The organism is Lysinibacillus sp. FSL P2-0066 (assembly GCF_037969495.1).
GTDB lineage: Bacteria > Bacillota > Bacilli > Bacillales_A > Planococcaceae > Lysinibacillus > Lysinibacillus boronitolerans.
The window spans coordinates 424,274-447,849 of the sequence record NZ_CP150202.1; the positions used below are offsets into that span (position 1 = coordinate 424,274).

19 protein-coding genes are annotated in these 23,576 nt (G+C 38.8%); 13 read left to right on the plus strand and 6 right to left on the minus strand.

Annotated elements, in window-relative coordinates:
• Positions 1–67: 67 nt before the first annotated feature.
• From MKZ14_RS02050 to MKZ14_RS02070, 5 genes are all read right to left on the minus strand, one after another.
• Entirely contained in the window at positions 68–514 is a 447-nt protein-coding gene (locus MKZ14_RS02050) for a MarR family transcriptional regulator (protein ID WP_016992346.1), read from the minus strand.
• A gap of 23 nt (positions 515–537) precedes the next feature.
• A complete protein-coding gene (spx, locus tag MKZ14_RS02055; protein ID WP_004225558.1) occupies positions 538–942 on the minus strand; it encodes a transcriptional regulator Spx in 405 nt (134 codons plus the stop codon).
• A gap of 434 nt (positions 943–1,376) precedes the next feature.
• Positions 1,377–2,948: an ABC-F family ATP-binding cassette domain-containing protein gene (locus MKZ14_RS02060; protein WP_016992347.1), complete on the minus strand. Its 1,572-nt coding sequence runs from the start codon at positions 2,946–2,948 to the stop codon at positions 1,377–1,379.
• A gap of 34 nt (positions 2,949–2,982) precedes the next feature.
• A complete protein-coding gene (locus MKZ14_RS02065; RefSeq protein ID WP_016992348.1) occupies positions 2,983–3,168 on the minus strand; it encodes an SE1832 family protein in 186 nt (61 codons plus the stop codon).
• Positions 3,169–3,360: 192 nt separating this feature from the next.
• Positions 3,361–4,407 (minus strand): CMP-N-acetylneuraminic acid synthetase, encoded by a 1,047-nt coding sequence (locus MKZ14_RS02070; protein WP_066037048.1) that lies wholly within the window; start codon positions 4,405–4,407, stop codon positions 3,361–3,363.
• Positions 4,408–4,809: 402 nt separating this feature from the next.
• Between MKZ14_RS02070 and MKZ14_RS02075 the strand changes: the two genes are divergently transcribed.
• The 5 genes from MKZ14_RS02075 to MKZ14_RS02095 all read left to right on the plus strand — a co-directional run bounded on the left by MKZ14_RS02075 (position 4,810) and on the right by MKZ14_RS02095 (position 12,200).
• Positions 4,810–5,640: an oxidoreductase gene (locus MKZ14_RS02075; protein WP_258859150.1), complete on the plus strand. Its 831-nt coding sequence runs from the start codon at positions 4,810–4,812 to the stop codon at positions 5,638–5,640.
• Positions 5,641–5,768: 128 nt separating this feature from the next.
• Positions 5,769–6,323 (plus strand): NADPH-dependent FMN reductase, encoded by a 555-nt coding sequence (locus MKZ14_RS02080; RefSeq protein ID WP_026023374.1) that lies wholly within the window; start codon positions 5,769–5,771, stop codon positions 6,321–6,323.
• Between the two features lie 112 nt (positions 6,324–6,435).
• The gene (locus MKZ14_RS02085) at positions 6,436–10,218 is read left to right on the plus strand and encodes an AAA domain-containing protein (RefSeq protein ID WP_036078123.1); all 3,783 of its coding nucleotides are present in this window, start codon (positions 6,436–6,438) and stop codon (positions 10,216–10,218) included.
• 1 nt (position 10,219) lies between these two features.
• Positions 10,220–10,972: a hypothetical protein gene (locus tag MKZ14_RS02090; RefSeq protein ID WP_333006203.1), complete on the plus strand. Its 753-nt coding sequence runs from the start codon at positions 10,220–10,222 to the stop codon at positions 10,970–10,972.
• A gap of 157 nt (positions 10,973–11,129) precedes the next feature.
• Complete coding sequence (locus MKZ14_RS02095; RefSeq protein WP_333006202.1) at positions 11,130–12,200, plus strand: glycosyltransferase family 2 protein; 1,071 nt, start codon at positions 11,130–11,132, stop codon at positions 12,198–12,200.
• Between the two features lie 235 nt (positions 12,201–12,435).
• Here the strand turns inward: MKZ14_RS02095 and MKZ14_RS02100 are convergent, their stop codons facing one another.
• A complete protein-coding gene (locus MKZ14_RS02100) occupies positions 12,436–14,625 on the minus strand; it encodes a DNA topoisomerase III (protein ID WP_333006201.1) in 2,190 nt (729 codons plus the stop codon).
• Positions 14,626–14,999: 374 nt separating this feature from the next.
• On the opposite strand from MKZ14_RS02100, the gene MKZ14_RS02105 reads away from it, so the two are divergent.
• From MKZ14_RS02105 to MKZ14_RS02140, 8 genes are all read left to right on the plus strand, one after another.
• Positions 15,000–15,617, plus strand: coding sequence for a TetR/AcrR family transcriptional regulator (locus tag MKZ14_RS02105; protein ID WP_036078131.1), 618 nt, complete (start codon positions 15,000–15,002; stop codon positions 15,615–15,617).
• Positions 15,618–15,737: 120 nt separating this feature from the next.
• Positions 15,738–16,880: an acyl-CoA dehydrogenase gene (locus MKZ14_RS02110; protein WP_036078132.1), complete on the plus strand. Its 1,143-nt coding sequence runs from the start codon at positions 15,738–15,740 to the stop codon at positions 16,878–16,880.
• A gap of 43 nt (positions 16,881–16,923) precedes the next feature.
• Positions 16,924–18,558, plus strand: coding sequence for an AMP-binding protein (locus tag MKZ14_RS02115; protein ID WP_312124013.1), 1,635 nt, complete (start codon positions 16,924–16,926; stop codon positions 18,556–18,558).
• A 15-nt stretch (positions 18,559–18,573) separates the two neighbouring features.
• Positions 18,574–19,932 carry an acetyl-CoA carboxylase biotin carboxylase subunit gene (locus MKZ14_RS02120; RefSeq protein WP_016992213.1) on the plus strand — a complete coding sequence of 453 codons (1,359 nt, stop codon included), beginning with the start codon at positions 18,574–18,576 and terminating at the stop codon, positions 19,930–19,932.
• 68 nt (positions 19,933–20,000) lie between these two features.
• Positions 20,001–20,213 (plus strand): acetyl-CoA carboxylase biotin carboxyl carrier protein subunit, encoded by a 213-nt coding sequence (locus tag MKZ14_RS02125; protein WP_016992214.1) that lies wholly within the window; start codon positions 20,001–20,003, stop codon positions 20,211–20,213.
• A gap of 14 nt (positions 20,214–20,227) precedes the next feature.
• Positions 20,228–21,145 (plus strand): hydroxymethylglutaryl-CoA lyase, encoded by a 918-nt coding sequence (locus MKZ14_RS02130; protein ID WP_312124015.1) that lies wholly within the window; start codon positions 20,228–20,230, stop codon positions 21,143–21,145.
• Positions 21,142–21,924 (plus strand): enoyl-CoA hydratase, encoded by a 783-nt coding sequence (locus tag MKZ14_RS02135; RefSeq protein WP_016992216.1) that lies wholly within the window; start codon positions 21,142–21,144, stop codon positions 21,922–21,924. Before MKZ14_RS02130 ends, MKZ14_RS02135 begins: the two co-directional genes overlap by 4 nt.
• 53 nt (positions 21,925–21,977) lie before the next feature.
• Complete coding sequence (locus MKZ14_RS02140) at positions 21,978–23,516, plus strand: acyl-CoA carboxylase subunit beta (RefSeq protein WP_016992217.1); 1,539 nt, start codon at positions 21,978–21,980, stop codon at positions 23,514–23,516.
• Positions 23,517–23,576 lie beyond the last annotated feature (60 nt).

Here is a 23,576-nt window from a genome sequence, read left to right on the forward strand (position 1 = left end):
TATTTGGTCGACTAATCTAAAAAAGATGCATTCGCAACTATTTGCGAATGCATCTTTTTATTGTGCTTTATTCTGGCCGATTTGTCTCCACGTCCAGTAAACATTTAGAAAAAATAGTTCGTAAGGTTTGCAGTTCTTCTGCTGTTAGCATACCAAACATATTATTAATGATTTCACTCACTTGTTGACGAGATTCTTTTAATATGTTTTCACCGTCAGCAGTAATGATTAGCTGAGAAGCACGGCGGTCTGTGGCATGCTGCGTTTTTTCAATAAAGCCACCGTTTATCAGCTTGGTTGTTAAAACAGTGACACCGCCAGTAGTTACTTTTAACCGCTCAGCAATAGCAGAAGGGCGTTTTGGGCCCTCCTGCGATAAGTAGTCTAAAATTAAAATGTGGGATTTTGAAAAGCCGAGTACATTATGATTATTCCACTCGTTTGCCCACTTACGCTCAATAGATGAAACGACTTCAAACAACGAGGTAATGGCTTTTTGTTTTTCTTGGTCCATAGAAGGTCATCTCCAAAACTGTTTTAACTTTCCTGTGCCAATCTTGTCATCGCATTTAATTCGTAAGCACGTACTTTACGTGGGATAAAACGACGGATGTCCATCTCATTGTAACCAACTTGAATACGTTTTTCATCTATTATAATAGGGCTACGCAACATTCTTGGGTGTGCCTGAATGATAGCAAATAGCTCTTGAATAGAAAGTTGGTCGATGTCGATATTTAAGTTTTTAAAATCGTTTGAGTTTGTTGCAATGATTTCATCTGTACCATCTTCAGTCATGCTTAGAATTTCTTTGAATTCTGCCAATGTAAGTGGGTGAGAAGTAATACGTTTTTCTTTATATTCTATGTTGTGATCTTTTAACCATTTAAGTGCTTTTCTGGATGAAGAACAGCTCGCTTGTGAGTAAATTGTAACTGTCATTCTTCATTCCTCGCTTTCTTTTTTAGATTATATTTTACAAATAGCTTATTAGTAAGTTAATAGTTTATATATATATCTTACTAGTAAGCTATATATAAATCAATAGTTAATTGAAAAAATTTCTCAATCGAATTATTGTTTTTTCAGTTATATTAAAATATACGAAGATAAGCGTAAAAAGTTTCGTTTATTCAGCTTACAATGATGTAAGTTTATGTTAACCATTTAGAATATGACTTTTTAAGCTATAAAATTGGTGATGAGTTAATAGGGACTACTAGGATTCTGAGTTTACCTTGTAGGAGAGAGTTAGTTGGAGTAAAATTGTTAGTCCACTGATTATAGTATGTTTAAATGAGGCTAATTATACATCGGAGTTAAAAAAAATAAAAGAGCAGCTCCATAAAATGTTGGAGCTGCCCTTGAAATAATTATTAGTCTTGGCTTTGTTGTCCAGAAGTAAACCAATCTTGTACATTCCAAACTTTTGTTACGAGACCTTCATAGAAATCAGGTTCGTGGCTTACTAGCACAATAGTACCTTTAAATTCCTTCATGGCACGTTTTAATTCATTTTTTGCATCTACATCTAAATGGTTTGTCGGTTCGTCGAAGAGTAGCCAGTTAGCTTCCTCCATCATTAATTTACATAAACGAACTTTAGCTTGCTCGCCACCAGATAATGAATTAAGCGGACGTGTAATATGGTCGGTTTTTAGACCAGCTCTTGCTAAAGCTGCACGTACTTGGGCTTGTTCCATAGAAGGGAAGGCATTCCAAACATCATCTATCGGTGTGATTTTCTCTGCTTTTACTTCCTGTTCAAAGTAAGAAGGATACAGGTAGTCACCACGGACTACTTTCCCGCCAAGCGCATTAATTTTACCTAACATTGTTTTTAATAATGTGGATTTACCCACACCGTTCATACCGACTAAAGCAATTTTTTCCCCTCGTTCAATAGCAAAAGATAGTGGGGGAAGTAATGGCTTGTCTTTATCGTAACCAATAACTAAGTTCTCGGCCTCTACAACATAGCGGCTAGATGAACGGGCTTCTTTAAAACCGAATTCTGGTTTTACAGCTGTTTCTGGGCGATCTATTCGCTCTAAACGATCAAGTTGCTTAGCACGCGATTTTGCACGACCAGTAGTGGAGTAACGTGCCTTGTTTTTGGCTATAAAATCTTCTTGCTTTTTGATGAATTCCTGTTGCTTTTCATAGGCTTCAATATGCTGACGTTTATTAATTTCAGCAAGTTCAAGGAATTTTTCGTATGTTGCAGTATAACGAGTTAACTTTGAAAATTCCAGTTGGAAGATGACATCCACTGTTTCGTTCATAAACTCTGTATCATGTGAGATTAGAAGGAAGGCATATGGATAGTTCTTTAAATAAATTTTCAACCAAGTAATATGTTCTTCGTCAAGATAGTTCGTAGGCTCATCTAGTAAAAGTACTTTTGGTTTTTCTAATAAAAGCTTAGCAAGTAGTACCTTTGTGCGTTGTCCACCAGAAAGAGCAGCTACATCACGCTCTAAGCCAATGGCATCAAGTCCAAGTCCACGTGCCACCTCTTCAATTTTCATATCTAATGAATAAAAATCTCCTGCATCTAATGCATCTTGCACTTCTGCCATTTGTTCTAAAAGTACTTCTAATTCTTCAGGCGTTGCCTCTGCCATCTTGCCAGTAATTTCATTCAGTTCTTCTTCTTTTTTATATAATGGTAAAAAGGCATCGCGTAATACTTCACGCATGGTTCTACCAGCCGATAGGACGGTATGTTGGTCTAGATAACCATAGTGTGTGCCAGGCAGCCACTCAACTTTTCCTGTATCGTGGATCGTTTGACCTGTAATGATGCCCATTAAAGTAGACTTACCGACACCATTCGCTCCTACAAGTCCAATATGATCACCTTCCACTAAACGAAACGATACATCTTTAAAGAGTGTACGATCACCGAAAGAGTGACCTAAATTTTCTACTGTTAATATTGCCATATCTGTTCCTCCAACTATCTTTCTTGTTTACATTTTATAGTTCTGCAAGTTGCTTGTTAAGTTCGGCTAATTGTGCTTCCATATTCGCAAGACGTTGCTCTGCCTTAGCTACCTGATCATTGTGCCCAGTGGACTCCAACTTTTCTATATCACCTTGTAAATTGATATAGTCCATTTTTAACTCTCTAATTTGGTATTCAATATCACTTTTTGTTGGCATGATGACTACTCCTTTTGAGAATGTTTTTATAGTGAATGCGTGTAAAAGCGATGGAGGTTTTGCTAATCCCCCACCGCTTATTCTTTAAAATCAATCGGGTACTTGTTGAATATACTGATGTCCCAACTTCTATAAGAGGAGTTGGAGTGAAAAATTCTTATATATTGTATCATAATCATCTTGGAAGTAGCACTAAGTAGAAGCGATATTATGACGATCATAAGCAAAATCTAAGAGTAATGCTTGGAGTGTCTCATTATTACCAGCAAGATTAAGCTGTCGCTGTTTTCTCACTGCTCGTTCACTGCGGGCTTCGTGTAAAAGAAATTCCATGACAGCATTTTGTATTTGTGATTGCTTCATTTTACGACCAAGTCCTAGATGGATAAAGCCGTTGTGCTCGCGAGGGAAAGCATGTAAAAGCTCAGCTTCAGTTTGCGCAAGTGTAATGCATGGTACACCATAAGAGGCAATTTTATAAGGTGTATAGTTAGCATTACAAATAATGACATCTGCTTTAGGTAGTAGTTTGAGGAGTGCATTTTTATCTCGAAGAATGGCAGTATTACGACGACTAAGTACCATCATTTGCAAGTCATCCGTTGCATGGCGATAGCTGTCGTCAATCATAACTGTAATTTGTAGTGGTATTTGTAGTTGAGTTAGGTGTCGAAGTGTTCGATATGTTAAATTATGCTCGTCCCCATCCTCAAAAGCGACAACGATATGAGGCGGATTTTCAGGTGTTTTACTATCAGGTATATTATCGAAATGTTGATAGGCATCTGGAAGAGCAAAAACAAAGCTTCCACCAATATAATGCGATGGTAAATAATCTTTTACTTCTTGATAGAGTGCTAGTAGTACACAATCACAGGCTTGGCCACCTTCACCAAAATCGTCAAAATGAATAATTGTTTTGCAGAAAGGTCGTAATTCCTCTACTTGCCAGCCTTCAGAATTTCGCCCATCTCTAACAATTAAATCAGGTTGAAGTCCTTTGATTTGCTTAGGTAATTCGTTAAAGTGATCAAATAGAATAGGCGTAACTCCTTCATTCATTAAAATTTGGATTCCGTCATTTGAAGGAGTCTTTACAAAGATAAAAACCTTCTCATTCGAAAGTAGTTTAGCTAATGTTGAAACCCGCTCAAAAGGATACAGCCCTTTATCAATACAGCTTTCAATAATGAAAACAATCGTTTTTTTTGGTTCAATTGCGTGTGTTTCGTTTTGCAAATGTATCCCATCCTTTCCTCTGTCTCTTTAAATTATGGCGAAGAAAGAGCAAGTATGTGTAAAATTTAGGATTTGATCATGAATGTCTCTAGAGGAATCCTCTAAAATAGCTATCTTTAATCTGTTTTAATCATTAAAGAAATGGCCGATATAGATAGTAAGGCCAATGGTAGGAATGATACATAACAACTGGAAGGTCTTTATCTTGATTTAGAAAAATCCCTCTGCACAAAGAGAGACGATAGCATGTTTTTGTTTAATTCCAATGTGTCAGGATACAGCCTACGTAGGGTATCGCGGATTTGGAAGACGAGCTTGTGGTGTGAATTTGGAAAAATCTGGATGCTGTTAGCGTGAGGCGTCATTGATACACTATCAATATGTAGAAGGATGGGAGAAAAAATGAGTATGCGTGCAGCGATTGTTGTAGGGGCGACTGGTTTAACCGGCTCCGCTCTAGTTGAACAATTATGTGAAAATGATGAGTATATTTCAGTAACAGTTATTGCACGAAGAGGGCTAACTTTTACGCATCCGAAGTTAGAAGTGAAAATTCGTGATTTTGATAGAATAGAAGAAAACGATATAGGATTTGCTCACGAGTTGTATTGTTGCTTAGGTACAACCATTAAAAAGGCAGGCTCTCGTGAAATGTTTGAAAAGGTAGATTTTGAATACCCATTAGCAATTGCCTCTTTAGCAAAAAAACGGGGAATCCCTCATTTTCTTGTGATTACGGCAATGGGAGCTAATGAGAATTCTCCATTTTACTATAATCGAGTTAAAGGCAAACTTGAGCATGATTTACAGGAACTAGGCTTACAAAGACTTTCCATTATTCGTCCCTCACTCTTAGTAGGGAACCGAGGAGAATTTCGATTAGGAGAAAAGGCAGGAGAAAAATTATTAAAGCTTGCACAGCCTTTATTAATTGGACCTTTAAAGCGTTCTAGAGCAATCGAAGCTACACAAGTGGCAAAGGCTATGATTATCATTGCCCTATATGGTAAACAGCAGCCAGTCACTATTTATCCATCAGATGAGTTAGCAACATTAGAGTATCCAGAAGTATCAGAAGAGGACATTTCAAGAGAGATATTATTTAATTGGGATAAGCTGAATGAAGGCGAGAAAGTAAATCGTGAGGTTGTTATTAATCGAGATAAATATAAGCTTGAGGAAACGGTCATTGATAAGGAAGTCCATTTCCGACATCATGATCAGGATAATTAATTTAGGGAATAATTTTAGCGTTCCGTCTAAAGGCTGAATTTATATCTAAAGCCATGACAATCCTTTCCGAGCCACTTTTCATTTGTTACAATATTATTGTAGAAGATGAATGTGGAGGCATAGTAATGATGAAAATTTTACTCGTAGATGGCACGATGTTTGGTCGTAAAACTGGTGCTATTTTAGAGCAAGTGGAGCAATATATTAAAGAATTAGATGCTAGTTTCGAGTTAGAAATGATGCATTTTAGTCAATATAAGCATCAAATTGTGGATGGTTCTCCATTAAATGATGATATGAAAAAAATGATTCAACAATTTGAGGAGGCAGACGCTTACATTATTGCAACGCCTATTTTCCAAGCGTCTATTCCAGGTGTTTTGAAAAATGCCTTTGACTTCTTACACCCTAAAACAATGCGCTATAAGCCTGTATCCATTGTTGCAAATGGAGGCACATACCAGCATCATCTTGTAGTCGAAAATCAATTAAAGCCTATTTTAGACTACTTCCGAGCGCTTGTTACGCCAAATTATGTGTATACACATACATCACATTTTGATGCAAACAATAATATTGTAGATGCAGACGTTCATAGCCGTTTACGTGAATTAGCACGGGTATTTGTTCAGTACTGTGAAATGAGCAAGAATTTGCCGAAGGAAACAATTGATCAACATTAAGATAGCCCTTGTACGGTGGTAAGAAATCACTGTGCAGGGGATTTTTCTTTGTAAGTATTGTTTTAGGATGTGATAAAATAAAACTTTAGTGACACAGGAAGGAGGGCTGCTCATGCAGGACATCGCTTTACTAGAAAAACAACGCTGTAATCTTATTTTGACCAATAAGGCGAAGGAAGCGGTAGAGGAATGCTCAGCAAACGAGCATGCCTTTTTTGCGTTACAAAGATCCTTTACTGTCTATATTGAAAAACGAAAAGCAAAAACAGTTGGTGAAACCTTTTTATCCATCTATTTTAATGCGGAGGACAACGAAAAATTATCCGATCTTCTTGCTGAGAAAACGGTCATTATGGATTGTGTGCTAAAGGTGGAAGGTTTGCTGGCAACCAATATACGATTTGTCCATATGCGTGGACCTATTAACACAAACCGTCGCCTAGCAGCCGCATTACAATTTGTGACGAAGCCTAATAATGGAGCAGGTATTCCACTTGAGCTGCACAGCAAAATAAGACAGCTACCGATTGCAGAAGAACGTACAGAGTATGTAAAAAAACGTATAGCCAGCTGGGAAGGCTATCTAAAGATACAAGAACAAGACGCGACAATTGATGATATTCATACAGAATTTAAGCAAAGCTATTTCAATGAAGACTTTACACGCTTAACCATTGTATGCCCCTACATAAAGAGTAAAGAGTGGAAAAAGCTAGAGGGTTTAAGTGTTAGCATTCAAGGAGTTCGTGGCGAAATTGGGCAGATTTTAAAGGCGAATGCAGGAAAGCAAACGGTTGAAATTGATTTAAAACCTTTCGTACAGGATTTAGCTCGCAGAGATCAGCTGAATCTTCGTACAAAACAAGCGAGCTTCAGTAATTTTGCAACATTAAGCCAAATTCGACGACTACGTAATGGTTTTACAAAGCTAGAAAAGGGTGAGGCAGTAAACCCTAATTTAGAAACAATACTGTTTGAGCGGCGTCCTACAGTTCGCGCATCCAAGCTACGCGAAGATATTGAGTTTCATAATAATTTAAATGAATATCAACGACGAGCCGTTTTAGGTGCATTATCCGTTGAGGATTTGTATGTCATTCAGGGTCCACCTGGTACGGGGAAAACAACTGTCATTTCAGAGATTTGTCAGCAAAATGTTAAAGCAGGCTTAAAAACACTTGTTGCCTCACAGTCTAATTTAGCTGTAGATAATGCATTAGGACGCTTACTGTCCAATCAAGAAATTCGAATTTTACGCTATGGTAGAACGGAGAGTATTGAGGAAGAGGGTAAAAAATTTATAGAGGAAAATGTTGCACTGCAGTGGCGTGAGCAGACACTTGCTGCGATTGAAGAAGCAATTACAATATTTCCAGAACGTCAGCAAGAGCTAGAAGCAAATCTTGTAAAAGCAAAGGATGAGCAAGAGAAATTAGAGCAATGGCTAGAGCAATTAACACAGGAAATTGCTGCAAAAGAGCAAGCAGCTATTGAAGAACCCATTCTACAGCAGGAGATTCAAGCATTAAAAAAAGAATTGAAGGCTGCTAAAACAGAGCAACAAACATGTGAAGCTCAAAAAGAGCATTATGTAAAACAGCTCGCACAAATTGAGCCAATTGTACAGCAGCTTGAACAGACACTTGCTGATTACCCTTCAGTTGAGCAATTACAAAGTACGATTCAGGAAACTACTGAAAAAGTAAAACATCTAGAGGCTGCTGCTCAATATAAAGAACTACAAGAGCAAAAGCACCAGTTAACACAGCAATTTGAAGAGATACAGCAGAAATATGAAATCGAAAGCAATCGTCTCGTTATCATGAAGGAAGCGCAAAAATATATATATACCTTAACCTCATTTGAGCTTATCCAGCGTTTTTTACAACATTATCAAATTCGTCCTTCTCATGTACTTTCGCAGCAAATTGGTCGCTTGCAGCATTTAGAAGATGCTAAGGACTTAGAGGCATGGTCAACAATTAATGCTCGTTTACAAAAAGCAATTGTGAAGCTAGAGGCTTTGGTTACGCATGAAGTCAAGGAGCGTGCCCTTGCTAAAAGTAGACTACAACCAGTACAACCGTTTTCTTTGCAAAACCTTACTGGTGTATTCGCACAGTTAAACACGGCTTTTCAAGATGGTCAAGCACCAGCAACTGATGTTATTGAAAGTTATTTGCTCGGGCTATATATGCGTCGTGATTTTGTTTGGCAAAAGGGAATAGCACTAAAGCAACAGCAAGACCATAAAGATCAGGAATACGAAACTTTTCGTAAAAATCTAGTAACTTTAATTCATCAGGAGTGTGCAATAACTAGTTTTGATGTGCAAAGTTACCAGCGGCAGCTCCAACCCTTTATACAACATACTGAACGGTTACAACAACTGGCAAACGCCTTTCAGATTACTGAAGAACCAGAAGAATCTGTAGAATATTTAAAAATTCTTGCCTCACAAGCTAGAGAGTCTCTTCAACAAGCAAAGCAGCAGCTTGAGGCAGTGGAACAGGCTAAAGTACAACTTGTTCCTAAACAAGCCTCTTTACAGACTATCCAAACAAACTTGCAGGAAGTAGAGCAGCAGCTAACGCAGATGGAAGAACAGATAAAAGACATTAATATAGCTGGATTGAAGAAAGAAAAGCAATTAGCTTCCTATACAAAGCTTTTACAATCTACGCCAGAACGAACGGCAGAAGAGGTGAAGGAAGCTATACAAACTGCAAACCAAGCAATTAAAGCATTACAACGTCAGGAAAAACAGCTACCACTTCGTAAAAAACTACAAGAACAATGGCGTGAAAAACTACAAAACGCAACAGAGTATGATTTAGATGAAATTCGAAAATTATATGTGCGTCATGCTAACGTTATTGGAACAACATGCGTAGCCTCTGCTAGTAAGGAGTTTATGGAAAACTATCCAACCTTTGATGTGGTTATTATTGATGAAGTTTCAAAGGCAACACCCCCAGAATTACTCTTACCAATGCTGAAGGGGAAGAAAGTTATATTAGTAGGTGATCATCATCAGCTACCACCATTGCTTGGGGATGATACACTAGAGGAAACATTAAAGGCAATGCTTGAAGAAAATCCAAACTTTGAGGGTGCACAGGAATTAAAAAATCTGTTGCGTGAATCTCTATTTGAGCGCTTATTTAATAATTTGCCACCAACACATAAGCAAATGCTAGCACTGCAATACCGCATGCATGAGAAGATTATGCAAAGTATCACACCATTTTATGCCAAAGAGGAAAATGGCTTGCAATGTGGCTTACCAGATTCGGATGCAGCAAGAGATCATGGCTTAGAGGGGCAATTTATAAAACGTGATGACCATTTACTATGGATTGATATTCCAACAGAAAAACCTTATTTAGAGGAGCAAGTAAAAGGTGGAACGAGTCGTTATAATGAAGGTGAATTACTAACAATTAGACGTATTTTGCTGGATCTCAATGAAGCGGTGAAGGCGGCAAAAGAAGCAGGGCGTATGCCACAGGATGCTCAAAAAAGCGTTGGTGTCATCAGTTTCTACGGTGAGCAGGTAAAGAAAATTAATCGCCTTCTTCAGCAGGAATTACAGCTACCACACCTGCAATTTAGAACAGGGACTGTTGATAAATTTCAAGGAATGGAAATGGATGTCGTTTTAGTGAGTATGGTTCGTAATACACCTAAAGGCGGGGATATCGGTTTTGCCAGAGATTATCGTCGTTTAAATGTCGCGCTATCTCGTGCTCGTGAGTTACTACTGCTTGTTGGAAGTGCAGAAATGTTTGCAAAACGTGCAAAACATCAAGATACAAGAGAGATGTATGCAAATTTATTAAAGACAGTAAAATCCTACGATGGCTTGCGTAATCATGAAGGATTGGTGATATAGATTGTCAAAATTACAGCAACGGCTTATGCGTGAGCTTCAGCAGAATCGTAATATTAAGATTGTCAAAACGGCTGAATGGTGTATTCCCATTCGGACAGTTGATGTGACCTATAAGCCAGTTCGCCGTTCAACAATGGATGTCTTAATGACAATGCTTCTGCTTAGTATTCAAGAGGCCGATTTTGGAAACACACAGGAATTGAGTGAGCTATTGCTTGTAGACCCATTATTTATCGAGGACTTGATTTCTTTAATGATTCGAGTAAATCTTGTGAGGAATGAAGATGATTTCTATAGACTAACTGAGAAAGGGCAGCAACAGCTAGAACGAGGTATTTTTGAAGAAGAACTAGAAGAAGAAACCTCCACGCTTTACTTTAGTCCTTGCCATCAATCATTTCTCACAGTCGATACGAATAATGATGAATATGATGAATTGCCAGAGCTCTATCGTTATATTGACAAAGAAGCAGAGCAACAGGAACAGTTTGAGGAGTCCATGGTGATCGCAGCTTTACAGGAAGTGGATGAAGAGGAGGAAGGGAACTCTCAGAAAGTCATCGCAAATATTGTTCAAACAGAAGCTCGACAAATTAATGATAGCCCGTGTTTAGAGTTTGTTCTTTATGATAAGGAGCAGGATATAGTATTTGTACGAGTGTGGAATACATTACTCAATCAATGGGATCATCATTTAGAACAACAGCTTACAGACAAAGAACAATTATCATGGCGCGAGCAATATTTATCTTGATTCAGCAGGATATCAAATGCTAGAAAAAAACGAACGTGAGACGCGTTCGTTTTTTTTGATTTACATGATTAATTTACAAAGTTAGGTGATAATCGGAAAATGTTTTCGATAAAATACTACATTAGCATATAGTAAAACCTTATTAAGGAGGGGACAGATGTTATCAATTAGTTTATGTATGATTGTGAGAAATGCACAATGTACGATTGAAAGATGCTTAGATTCGGTTCAGCACCTAGTGGATGAGATCAACATCATTGATACAGGCTCAACTGATCGAACAAAGGAGATTGTCCAAAATTTTACCTCTCGAATTTACGATTTTTCCTGGTGTGATCATTTTGCTAAAGCACGAAATTTTTCCTTTCAGCAAGCAACAAAAGACTATATTTTATGGCTCGATGCTGATGATGTTATGACAAAGGAAAATCAGTACAAGTTCAGCCAACTAAAGCAATCCTTATTTCCCTCTATTGATGCTGTAACAATGGATTATTATTTGACGCTTGACTGTGACGGAGAAGTGGAGTGTAGTGAACGAAAATATCGTCTAGTAAAAAGGGCGAATCATTTTCAATGGGAAGGTGCTGTCCATGAGAATTTAAGGGTGTCTGGGCAGCTCTACCATAGTGATATCGCTGTTACACATTTACCGTTAACAAAAGATATCCATCGTAATATACGTATTTATGAGGGATTAATAAAGGATGGACATTCTCTTTCAGCAATTGAGACATTTCATTATGGGAATGAATTAAAATTACATCAACGTTACCTAGAAGCTATTAATCAATACAATCTATTTTTGGATAGTAACTTAGGCACAACAGATGATTGCATTGAAGCTTGCTTACATGTAGGGGAATGCTATCGACGTTTACATGATGATCAACAAGCACAGCAAGCTATTTTGCAATCTTTCTTATATGATCGACCAAAGCCAGAAGCATGTTGCCGAATGGGCCAATTTTTTATGGAGCAACTAAAACATAAAGAGGCTATTTACTGGTACTCTCAAGCCTTGCAACAAGCTCCTGCCGATACAATGACTATCCAAAAGCGTGCTTATTCAACATGGATTCCTCATTTACAATTAAGCCTTTTATACAGGGAGTTACGGTTATTTGAAAATGCCTATCAGCATAATCTAGAGGCACAAAAATGGAAACCGAATCATCAGGAAATAATCAATAATGGGAAATATTTACTTAGTCAATTAAAGATATAAATCTTTCTTATGGAAAAGGTACATCAATAAACAAGACATAAATAGCTTGGCCAATTAACACAGAGACACCTACAACAACCGTCATAAAAATTACATTACGTGGCCTAAAATTTTTTGCTTCCATTAAAAACCTCCCTCGATATAGAATATTCAGTCAATTCAAGATATGTTTAGATGGGGTGAGTATGCATAATAAAAGAGCAAATTCACATATAGAGTGAATTTGCCCTTTTAATTAATCGAACTTTAATCCCTTCAATGCTTCAGCAAGTGCATTGTTCACAGGCTCCTCGTTGTTTTGCTGCTTTAAGTACTTTTGTACGGAGCGCTTGTCGACCTTGCCTCCGCCTTCTTTTTTACGTCTTGCTTCAAAGGCGGATAATTTTTCACGATAGCCACATTTACAAACGAAAATTTGACCATCACCTTCTCCGCGAAGCTCTAATTTTTTATGACATTGTGGACAACGTGCATTTGTGGTACGTGAGACATTTTTCCGATGACCACATTCGCGATCTTGGCAGACAAGCATTTTTCCTTTCTTGCCATTCACTTCAAGCATTGGTTTACCGCAATCAGGACATGATTTGGTAGAGATATTATCATGCTTATACTTTTTGTCACTACCCTTAATCTCTGTAACAATTTCCTTTGTGTAATTTTTCATCTCGCTAATAAATACATCTTTTTTTAGCTTGCCCTTTGCAATAAGTTCAAGCTTTTGCTCCCAATCTGCTGTCAGGGCAGGGGATTTTAATTCCTCTGGCACTAGGTCGAGTAGTTGACGACCTTTAGAGGTAATATAAATATCTTTGCCACCACGCTTTTCTATTAAGAAGGAATTGAAAAGCTTTTCAATAATATCTGCACGTGTAGCGACTGTGCCAAGACCGCCTGTAGATTTTAATGTATCGGCTAATTTTTTATCATTCGTTGCCATATATTTTGTTGGGTTTTCCATGGCTGATAAAAGAGTAGCTTCATTAAATCGAGCAGGTGGCTTTGTTTGACCAGAAGTTTGGGCAATAAGCTTTACTTTTAATATATCGCCCTTATCAATGCGTGGTAGTATTTGTTCCTTTACGTCATCTGTTGTGTCCTCATCATCAAAGCGATGCTCATAAACTTCCTTCCAGCCAGATGATAAAATCGTTTTTCCACGAGCAATAAAGCTTTCATCGCCAATTTTTGCACGCAGTGTTAGTTGTTCATATTCAAAAGCAGGCAGTAGAACAGCTAGGAAACGCCTTACAACAAGATCATAAATTTTACGTTCCTTATCTGTGAAAGCTGAATAATTTACATAGCCCTCTGTTGGAATAATCGCATGATGATCTGATACTTTACTATCGTCGACAAATGCCTTTGTTGGCTTGATAGGTTTTGTAAGTAATTTATTGGCGATGGAGCGATATTCACCAATACCACAGGCCTTTAAGCGTTCAGGTAATGTGGCAACAATATCCTGTGAAATAAAGCGAGAATCCGTACGTGGATAAGTTAACACTTTATGTTGTTCATAGAGTTTTTGCATGATATTTAAAGTTTCTTTCGCTGAATAGCCGAAGATTTTATTGGCATCACGCTGCAACTCTGTTAAATCATAAAGTCCAGGTGCAAATGATTTTTTTGGTTTCTTTTCAATGTCCACAACGATGGCATTGCTATTTCCAATTTTTTTGACCAGCGTATCGATTTTATCTTTATCGAAGCTACGACTATTTCCATTTTGGTCTTGCCATGTGAGCTTCAAGTTGTCAGTTGTTTGCGCTTCAATACCATAATAAGTTTGTGCCTTAAAGTTTTTAATTTCATCTTCACGTGTAGCAATTATCGCTACCGTTGGCGTTTGTACACGTCCACAATTCAACTGTGCGTTAAAGCGGGTAGTCAAAGCACGAGTAGCATTAAGCCCGATATACCAATCAGCCTCTGAGCGAGCTACAGCAGAGGCATATAAATTATCATATGCTTTGCCTGGCTTTAAATTGGCAAAGCCATCTTTAATTGCCTTATCTGTTACAGATGAAATCCATAAGCGCTTAAGCGGCTTTTTAATCTTTACTTTATCGAGTATCCAGCGTGCCACTAATTCACCTTCACGCCCAGCATCTGTGGCAATAATGACTTCACTGACATCATTACGTGTAAGCTGACTTTTGACCGCATTAAATTGCTTTCCAGTTTGCTTTATAACAGTTAATTTTAACCGATCAGGTAACATAGGTAGATCTTCTAGATTCCATGTTTTATATTTCACATCATAGCTTTCAGGGTCTGCCAGTGTTACAAGATGTCCAAGCGCCCAAGTAACAATGTATTTGTCTCCCTCAAGGAAACCATTTCCCTTTTTATTACACTTCAGTACACGTGCGATATCACGTGCTACAGAAGGTTTTTCAGCGATTACTACGCTCTTTGCCATTGTTAACACCCTTTCATAGTTCCATGGTTTTAAATATAGCATAGGTTGAGTGGGTTCGCAGTTTAACTGCAATGTAAAATGCATTTAATAGGCAAAGAAAAGAAAGGGAAGAAAATTTGTCATGAAGAGCAAAGAAACTTCATATGGTGTATATGTGATTTTAGCTTTTTAATTTCTGTTCTATGTAAAATTTTTGCTCGTAATTTTGCGAAAAATCTATTTTGTTGCTAGACACCAAATTTTGAGAATGCTATATTTATGTTGTCATAGTATTTTTATAATTAGGAAAAAATAGAATACTCTAAGGGTTTAATGGTTTTTCCTGATTATAAGGAGTGATGAAGTATAGAGCTAGATGAAGGATGATAGGGCCTATGGTAAAGAAAACGTTAAAACAAAGAATTGTAGACGCTTCAGTTGAATTGTTTCAACAAGATGGTTATCACAATGTAACCGTGGATCGTATTGTGGAATATATTGGGGCATCAAAGGGTGGATTTTATCATAATTTTAAATCAAAAGATGAACTGTTGTATGAAATTCATGATGTCTTTATTTCATATGTCATTCAACAATCGCAAGCTGCATATGACAAATTCGATACACCCATCACACGTTTGTGTGCCATGCTGCAAACACTGACACAAGTATTTGATATGTATCAAGCACATATTACGATTTTTTATGAAGAAAGTCGTTCACTCTCAGATGAATATAGTGACATCATCCATAAAAAGCGAGATCACTATCGTGATATTTTACAAAGAGTGATAGCAGAGGGTCAGGAAGCAAAGGTTTTTCGTACCGAATTACCTTGTACAATTGTAACAATGGCAATTGTCGGGATGATTAACTGGACGTACAAATGGTTTAAGCAATCAGGACCATTAACGATGGAGCAAATCACAGATGTTTTTACCGATATGGTATTACGGGCAATTGTGACAGAACAAGCCATGGGAGAAGCGAAGCAATTTATAATAAAGGGGTAGCCAGTAGGAAACACTGGTTTTATTATTTGTTTTTACAAACCGACTAGTCGGTATTTCACTGTAAGCAATTGTTCTTGAGCTACATCTACTATGGCAAATTCAACAATAGGGGGATTAGGGATGAATTTTGAATTAACAAAAGAGCAAGAAATGATTCGAGACATGGTGCGTGATTTTGCTGAGAAGGAGATTAAACCGTATGCTCGTGAGGTTGATGAGACATCAACAATGAGAATAGAGAGCTTTAAGAAGATGGCAGAACTAGGCTTATTGGGTATCCCGTTTCCTGAAGAATATGGTGGATCAGGTGGGGATACAGTGTCCTACGCTTTAGCTGTAGAGGAAATTGGTCGAGCATGTGGGGGCACAGGGTTAAGCTATGCAGCTGCTGTTAGCTTAGGAGCCTCACCAATTTACAACTTCGGTACAGAAGAACAAAAGCAAGAGTGGCTAGTTCCATTAGCTAAGGGTGAGACATTAGGATCATTCGGTTTAACAGAGCCAAATGCAGGTTCAGATGCTGGTGGCACACGTACTACAGCTGTTATTGATGGTGATGACTACATCATTAACGGAGAGAAATGCTGGATTACCAATGCAGGATATGCTCGACAAATTATTGTAACTGCGGTAACGGGTAAACGTGAAGATGGTAAAAAAATTATTTCTTCTATTATTGTGCCAACAAACACACCAGGTGTAACAATCAACTGTAACTATGACAAAATGGGTGTACGTGGCTCCAATACATGTGAGATTGTGTTAGAAAATGTTCGTGTCCCAAGAACAAATCTATTAGGGGATGAAAAACGTGGCTTTAGCCAGTTTTTAAATACACTTGATGGTGGTCGAATTTCCATCGCTGCTCTTTCTGTTGGAATTGCCCAGGCTGCTTATGAAAAGGCACTAAAATTCGCGAAGGAACGTGAGCAATTTGGTGCACCTATTTCGAAGCTACAGGCGATCCAATTTAAATTAGCTGATATGGCGATGGAAATAGAGCTTGCTCGTACGCTAGTACATAAAGCAGCATGGTTAAAAGATCAAAAGAAGCCATTTGGCAAAGAAGCTGCAATGGCTAAACTATTTGCTTCTGAAATGGGCTTCCGTACATGTAATCAGGCAATCCAAATTCATGGTGGTTCTGGATATATGAAAGAATACGATGTAGAGCGTCATTTACGTGACATTAAATTAATGGAAATCGGTGAAGGAACATCTGAAATTCAACGTCTCGTTATTTCTCGTCTAATTGGCTGTTAATCATCATCAGTTAAGTTAAATAGCATAAATAAGGGGGATCTTCATGGCAGAACTTGTGTATCAAACAATTGGTCAATTGCTAGATGAACAATCAAAAAAGTACCCGCAGAATGAAGCATTGGTCTATGCTGACAGAAATTTACGCATGACTTATGAGCAGCTAAACCGTCAAGCACGTTACGTAGCGAGAGGTTTAATGGCTCTTGGAATTGAAAAGGGAGACCATATCGCAGTATGGACGACGAATGTTCCTGAGTGGGTACAGCTTCAATTTGGTACAGGGAAGATGGGTGCTCCAATTGTAACGGTAAATACGAATTACCGTGCGAGTGAGTTGGAGTATTTATTGAAGCAATCTGATGCTAAAACGATTTTTCTAATTGAAAATTATCGAGACCATTCTTTTATCAATACACTGCAAGAGTTATGTCCAGAGCTTGAACATTGTGAACCAGGTAATTTGCAATCAAAGCGACTACCTTTATTAAAAAATGTTATTTTAATCGGTGAAAATAAATACCCTGGTGTACTTAATTGGTCAGACGTTTTAACTGCTGCCGAGCAAGTAACCGAGGAACAGTTAGATCAGAGAGAGCAATCTCTCCATTATGATGATGTCATTAATATTCAATATACATCTGGTACGACAGGCTTTCCTAAGGGAGTAATGCTAACGCATTTTAACTTAGTCAACAATGCTGTTAACATAGCAGAATGTATGCGTTTAACGGCAGAGGATCGTCTATGTATCCCAGTTCCATTCTTCCATTGCTTTGGTTGTGTCATAGGAACATTAGCTATTACAACGAGTGGTGGAACGATGGTACCTGTGCAGGAATTCTCACCTGAAGAGGTACTAAAAACCGTTCAACAAGAGAAATGTACTGCATTACATGGCGTGCCAACAATGTTCATTAGTGAACTGAATTTATCGAATTTTGCATCTTTCGATCTTTCAACTTTACGTACAGGAGTCATGGCAGGATCAAACTGTCCAATTGAAGTTATGAAAGCGGTCATTGAGAAGATGGGCATGAAAGATATAACAATATGCTACGGTCAAACAGAATCATCACCTGTTATTACGCAGACAAGAACGGATGACCCGTTAGTGTTAAAGGTGGAGACGGTTGGCCGCGCATTACCTAACCTAGAAGTAAAGATTGTTGTTCCTGGAACTACCGAAGAAGCTCCGACGAATGAACAGGGAGAGCTGTGTACAAGGGGCTATCATGTGATGAAGGGCTACTATAAAAACCAAGAGGAAACAGATCTGGCGATTGACGAGGATGGTTGGTTGCATACAGGTGATTTAGCAACAATGGATGAAGCCGGTTATGTCCGTGTAACAGGTCGCTTGAAGGATATGATTATCCGTGGGGGTGAAAACCTATACCCTCGTGAAATTGAGGAGTTCCTTTATACACATCCGAAAATTTCAGATGTTCAGGTTGCAGGTGTTCCTGACCCTGTTTATGGGGAGGAAGCGGCGGCTTGGATTGTTTTAAAAGAAGGAGAGCAGGCAACAGCGGAAGAAATCCGAGATTATTGTCGGGATAAAATTTCAAGACATAAAATTCCACGACATATTTTCTTTATTGATAACTATCCAATGACTGCATCTGGAAAAGTTCAAAAATATAAATTACGAGAAGATTTCGTTATGACCGTAAAGTAAGGAGGGGCAGTGGATATGTTCAACAAGGTATTAATTGCAAATCGTGGGGAAATTGCTAGACGTGTGATCAGAACATGCAAGCGCCTAAATATTCATACGGTTGCTATCTATTCAGAGGCAGATGCTGAAAGCTTACATGTGAAAGATGCAGATGAGGCTTTCTGTGTAGGGAAGCCACCTGTTGCACAAAGCTATTTAAACATCGACCGCATTCTAGAAATTGCACTAGAAAGTGGCGCAGAGGCTGTTCATCCTGGCTATGGTTTACTATCAGAGAATGCAAATTTTGCAAAACGGTGTACAGAGGCAGGTTTAGTGTTTATCGGTCCAAGTGCTGATGTGATCGCTTCAATGGGCAGTAAATTAGAGGCTCGTAAGACAATGAAAGCTGCTGGTGTACCGATTGTAGAGGGTGTAGAAGCGCCTGTGAAGGATGTAGAAGAAGCCACTGACATAGCGGAGCGTTTAGGCTATCCGATTATGTTAAAGGCATCGGCAGGCGGTGGCGGTATCGGTATGCAGCTAGTTGAAAATGCTGAGGAACTAGCCAAAGCTTTTGAGGGCAATCAAAAGCGTGCACAATCATTCTTTGGTGATGGCACGATGTATATGGAGCGCTTCATTGCTAACCCTCACCATGTTGAAGTGCAAATTATTGCTGATCATCAAGGCAATGTCGTTCCATTATTTGAACGAGAATGCTCTATTCAACGAAGAAATCAAAAAGTAGTAGAAGAAGCACCATCACCGTTTATCTCACAAGAGACAAGAGAAAAAATGCTAGAAGCGTCAGTTAAGGCGGCGAAGCATATTGGTTATGTCAATGCTGGAACAATCGAATACTTGGTTGATGAAAATCAAAACTTTTATTTCTTAGAAATGAATACAAGACTACAGGTAGAGCATCCCGTAACAGAGGAAATTACGAAGCTTGATTTGGTTGAAGAGCAATTGAAAATTGCGGCAAAACAACCTCTTGCATTTACAAGAGAAAGTCTTACTAAAGAAGGGCATGCGATTGAAGTGCGCATATATGCTGAAAATCCTTCGACATTTTTCCCGTCTCCAGGTACCATTACGACCCTTGAATTACCGACAGGTGAAGGCGTTCGACATGAATGTGGTGTTGAATCAGGTTCAGTGGTAACACCATTCTATGATCCAATGATTAGTAAATTGGTGGTGTGGGGGGAAACAAGAGAAATTGCCTGTGAAAGATTAGCACAAGCGCTAAAGGCGTACAAAGTGGAGGGGATTCAAACGAATATCCCAATGCTGTTAAAAACCGTCACACATGAGCAATTTTTAAAAGGCTATACGACGACAAAATTTGTTGAGCAATATTATTTACCGCAATTAGCAGAAACAAAATAACAATTTTCATGTATTCGTGCTTCCATAGAGGGACGAATACATGATTAAAAAATTAGGAGTGAATGAATATGGCAACAGTAAAAGCAAGCATGGCAGGAACAGTATGGAAAATCGTCGTAACAGAGGGGGAGAAAGTGGCAGCAGGTCAAGATGTAGCCATTTTAGAATCGATGAAAATGGAAATTCCAATTGCAGCAGAAGAGGATGGCGTAGTGACAAAAATCATTGCCAATGAGGGCGACTTCATTAACGTTGATGATGATATTTTAGAAATTGAGTAAGAGGAGGCTTGTTTATGCAGCTACCTAAGCAAGTCATAATCAAAGAAGTTGGTCCACGTGATGGCTTACAAAATGAAAAAACGCATATTACAACAGCTGATAAAGTGCAATTAGTTAATTTATTAAGTCAAACAGGATTAAATTATATTGAAGTGACATCGTTTGTGCATCCTAAATGGATTCCTCAATTAGCAGATGCAGTCGAGGTTCTGCAAGCCATTAAAAGACATAAGGATATTACCTATGCGGCACTTGTACCCAATATGCGTGGCTTAGAACGTGCATTGCAGGCTGAAGTAGATGAAGTAAGTATTTTTATGTCTGCTAGTGAAAGTCATAACCAAAGTAATATTAATAAAACCATAGCAGATACATTTCCCATATTAGAAGAAGTTGTAGTAGGAGCTAAGGCTGCAAAGAAACATGTTCGAGGCTATATCTCAACGGTTATTGGTTGTCCCTATGAGGGGTATATACACCCTGACAAGGTATTACGAGTAACGGAAAAGTTATTGGAGATGGGTGTGACTGAAATATCGCTTGGCGACACAATTGGTGTGGGTGTACCGACACAGGTTGAGTTTCTTTTAGAAGAAGTACTAAAAAGGTATCCTGCTGAGAAATTTGCCATGCACTTTCATGATACACGTGGTACAGCACTAGCCAATATTATGAAATCCATAGAAATGGGTATTACCAAGTTTGATAGCGCGCTTGGTGGGCTAGGGGGCTGCCCATATGCAAAAGGTGCCTCAGGCAATGTAGCCACAGAAGATTTATTGTATTTATTCGATGAGATGGGCATTGAAACAGGGGTAGATCGACAAAAGGTGCTAGAGGCAGCACTCTTTATTGAAGAGAAGTTAGGCAAAGCTGTTGCATCAAAGCAAATGGCTATTGTCCGCAATGAAAGGAGTGCAAATCAACTATGACACAACTCGTTCGTTTTGAATTACTAGAAGGTAGTATTGGACTTATTACTCTTTCAAGACCAGAAGCTGCTAACGCTATGTCGGTTCAATTACTTCATGAGCTATCTGACACGCTTGATCAAATCAATGGAGATCCAGCAGTGCGCGTAGTCCTTCTAACAGGTGCAGGCGAAAAGGCATTTTGTGCAGGTGCTGATTTAAAGGAACGTAAAGGCATGTCTGATCGACAAGTGAAGCAGATTGTGCAGCTGATTGGTGCCACTGTGGCAAAAGTTGAAACGCTTGCACAGCCTGTCATTGCTGTCCTAAATGGCGTAGCCTTTGGCGGAGGCTTGGAGTTGGCACTAGCTTGTGATTTACGAATTGCGGCTACACATGTAAAGCTGGGCTTAACCGAAACATCGCTCGGTATTATTCCAGGAGCTGGGGGAACACAACGACTTCCACGTCTAATTGGTCTTGGTAAAGCAAAGGAATTAATTTATACAGCGCGTAGGCTGAATGCCGAAGAAGCTAAAAATTATGGCATTATCGAGTATGTTTATGAAGGACATGAGGTATTAAATAAAGCACAACAGCTTGCACTGGAAATGGCAAAAAATGCACCACTCTCTTTAGTGCAAGCCAAAGTTGCGATCAATCAAGGTGTTGAGGTAGATTTAGCTACCGGATTAAAAATTGAATCACTTGCATATAGTGCACTGATCCCAACAGAAGACCGATTAGAGGGCTTACTTGCCTTCCAAGAGAAGCGAGCGCCACAATATTCAGGGAAATAAAACGCCAAGAAATCATTTTGGTGTAATCGATTGGGCAAAGGGAGGAAATTAACATGAGCAATATCTCGACAGAAAATACACCACCTACAATGAAAGATAAAATTTTAGCAGGTGGATTACCAAAATATCATGACAAAAATGCACAACAAGGCAAGCTATTTGTACGTGAGCGTCTTGAACTGTTACTTGATGATGGTCTTCAATCAGAGGATGGGCTCTATGCGAACTGTTTAGCAGGAGATTTACCAGCAGATGGTGTTGTCACTGGTATTGGTAAAATCCATGGTCGTACAGTTTGTGTGCTAGCGAACGATTCAACGATTAAAGCAGGTTCTTGGGGAAAACGCACGGTTGAAAAAATGATTCGCATTCAAGAAACCGCTGAAAAGTTGAATTGTCCATTACTCTATTTAGTGGATTCTGCGGGTGCGCGTATTACAGATCAGCTTGAAATGTTCCCGGGACGCCGAGGTGCAGGACGCATTTTCTACAATCAAGTCAAACTGTCAGGAAAAGTTCCGCAAATTTGCTTATTATTTGGTCCTTCGGCTGCAGGTGGTGCCTATATTCCTGCATTTTGCGATATCGTGGTAATGGTAGAAGGGAATGCTTCTATGTATTTAGGTTCTCCTCGTATGGCCGAAATGGTTATCGGTGAGAAAGTAGATTTAGAAACAATGGGTGGCGCAAAAATGCACTGTTCTGTTTCAGGTTGTGGAGATGTGCTTGTTAAATCCGAACAAGAGGCTATTACTTATGCGCGCAAATATTTAGGATACTTCCCTAATAACTATGCAGAGCGTAGCAAGGTAGAGACACCCAAACCGCCGGCTTCATTTGATAAATCTATTGAAGAATTAATACCTCAAAACCAAAATGTTCCATTTGATATGTATAAGCTAATTGATCGTATTATCGATGAAGATTCGTTTTGTGAGGTTAAGAAATTATTTGCACCAGAATTAATTACAGGGCTTGCGCGAATTAATGGACAATCAGTTGGGATCATCGCTAACCAACCTCGCGTCAAGGGAGGCGTGCTATTCCATGATTCTGCTGATAAAGCGGCGAAGTTTATTTCACTTTGTGATGCTTTCAATATCCCGCTGTTATTCCTAGCAGACGTTCCAGGATTTATGATTGGTACTCAGGTTGAAAAAGCAGGAATTATCCGTCATGGTGCTAAAATGATTTTTGCCATGAGTGAGGCAACTGTTCCTAAGCTAACGGTCATTGTGCGTAAAGCGTATGGTGCAGGATTATATGCAATGGCTGGTCCTGCGTTTGAACCAGACTGCTGTATTGCCTTATCAAATGCACAAATTGCCGTAATGGGACCAGAAGCTGCTGTCAACGCCGTCTATGCCAATAAAATTGCAGAACTTCCAAAAGAAGAGCAAGCAAGCTTCATTGCCGAGAAACGTAAAGAATATCAAGAGGAAATTGATGTGTATCGCTTAGCTTCAGAGCTTATCATTGATGATGTGATTGAGCCTAATGAGCTACGCCAGGTACTAGAAAATCGCTTAGAACTTTATATGTCAAAATACTTATTATTCTCACAACGTAAGCATGGGGTAAACCCGGTTTAAACATACTTATTGCAAGGCTGTCTCTGCTGATAAGAGACAGCCTTTTTGGATGATAATTTT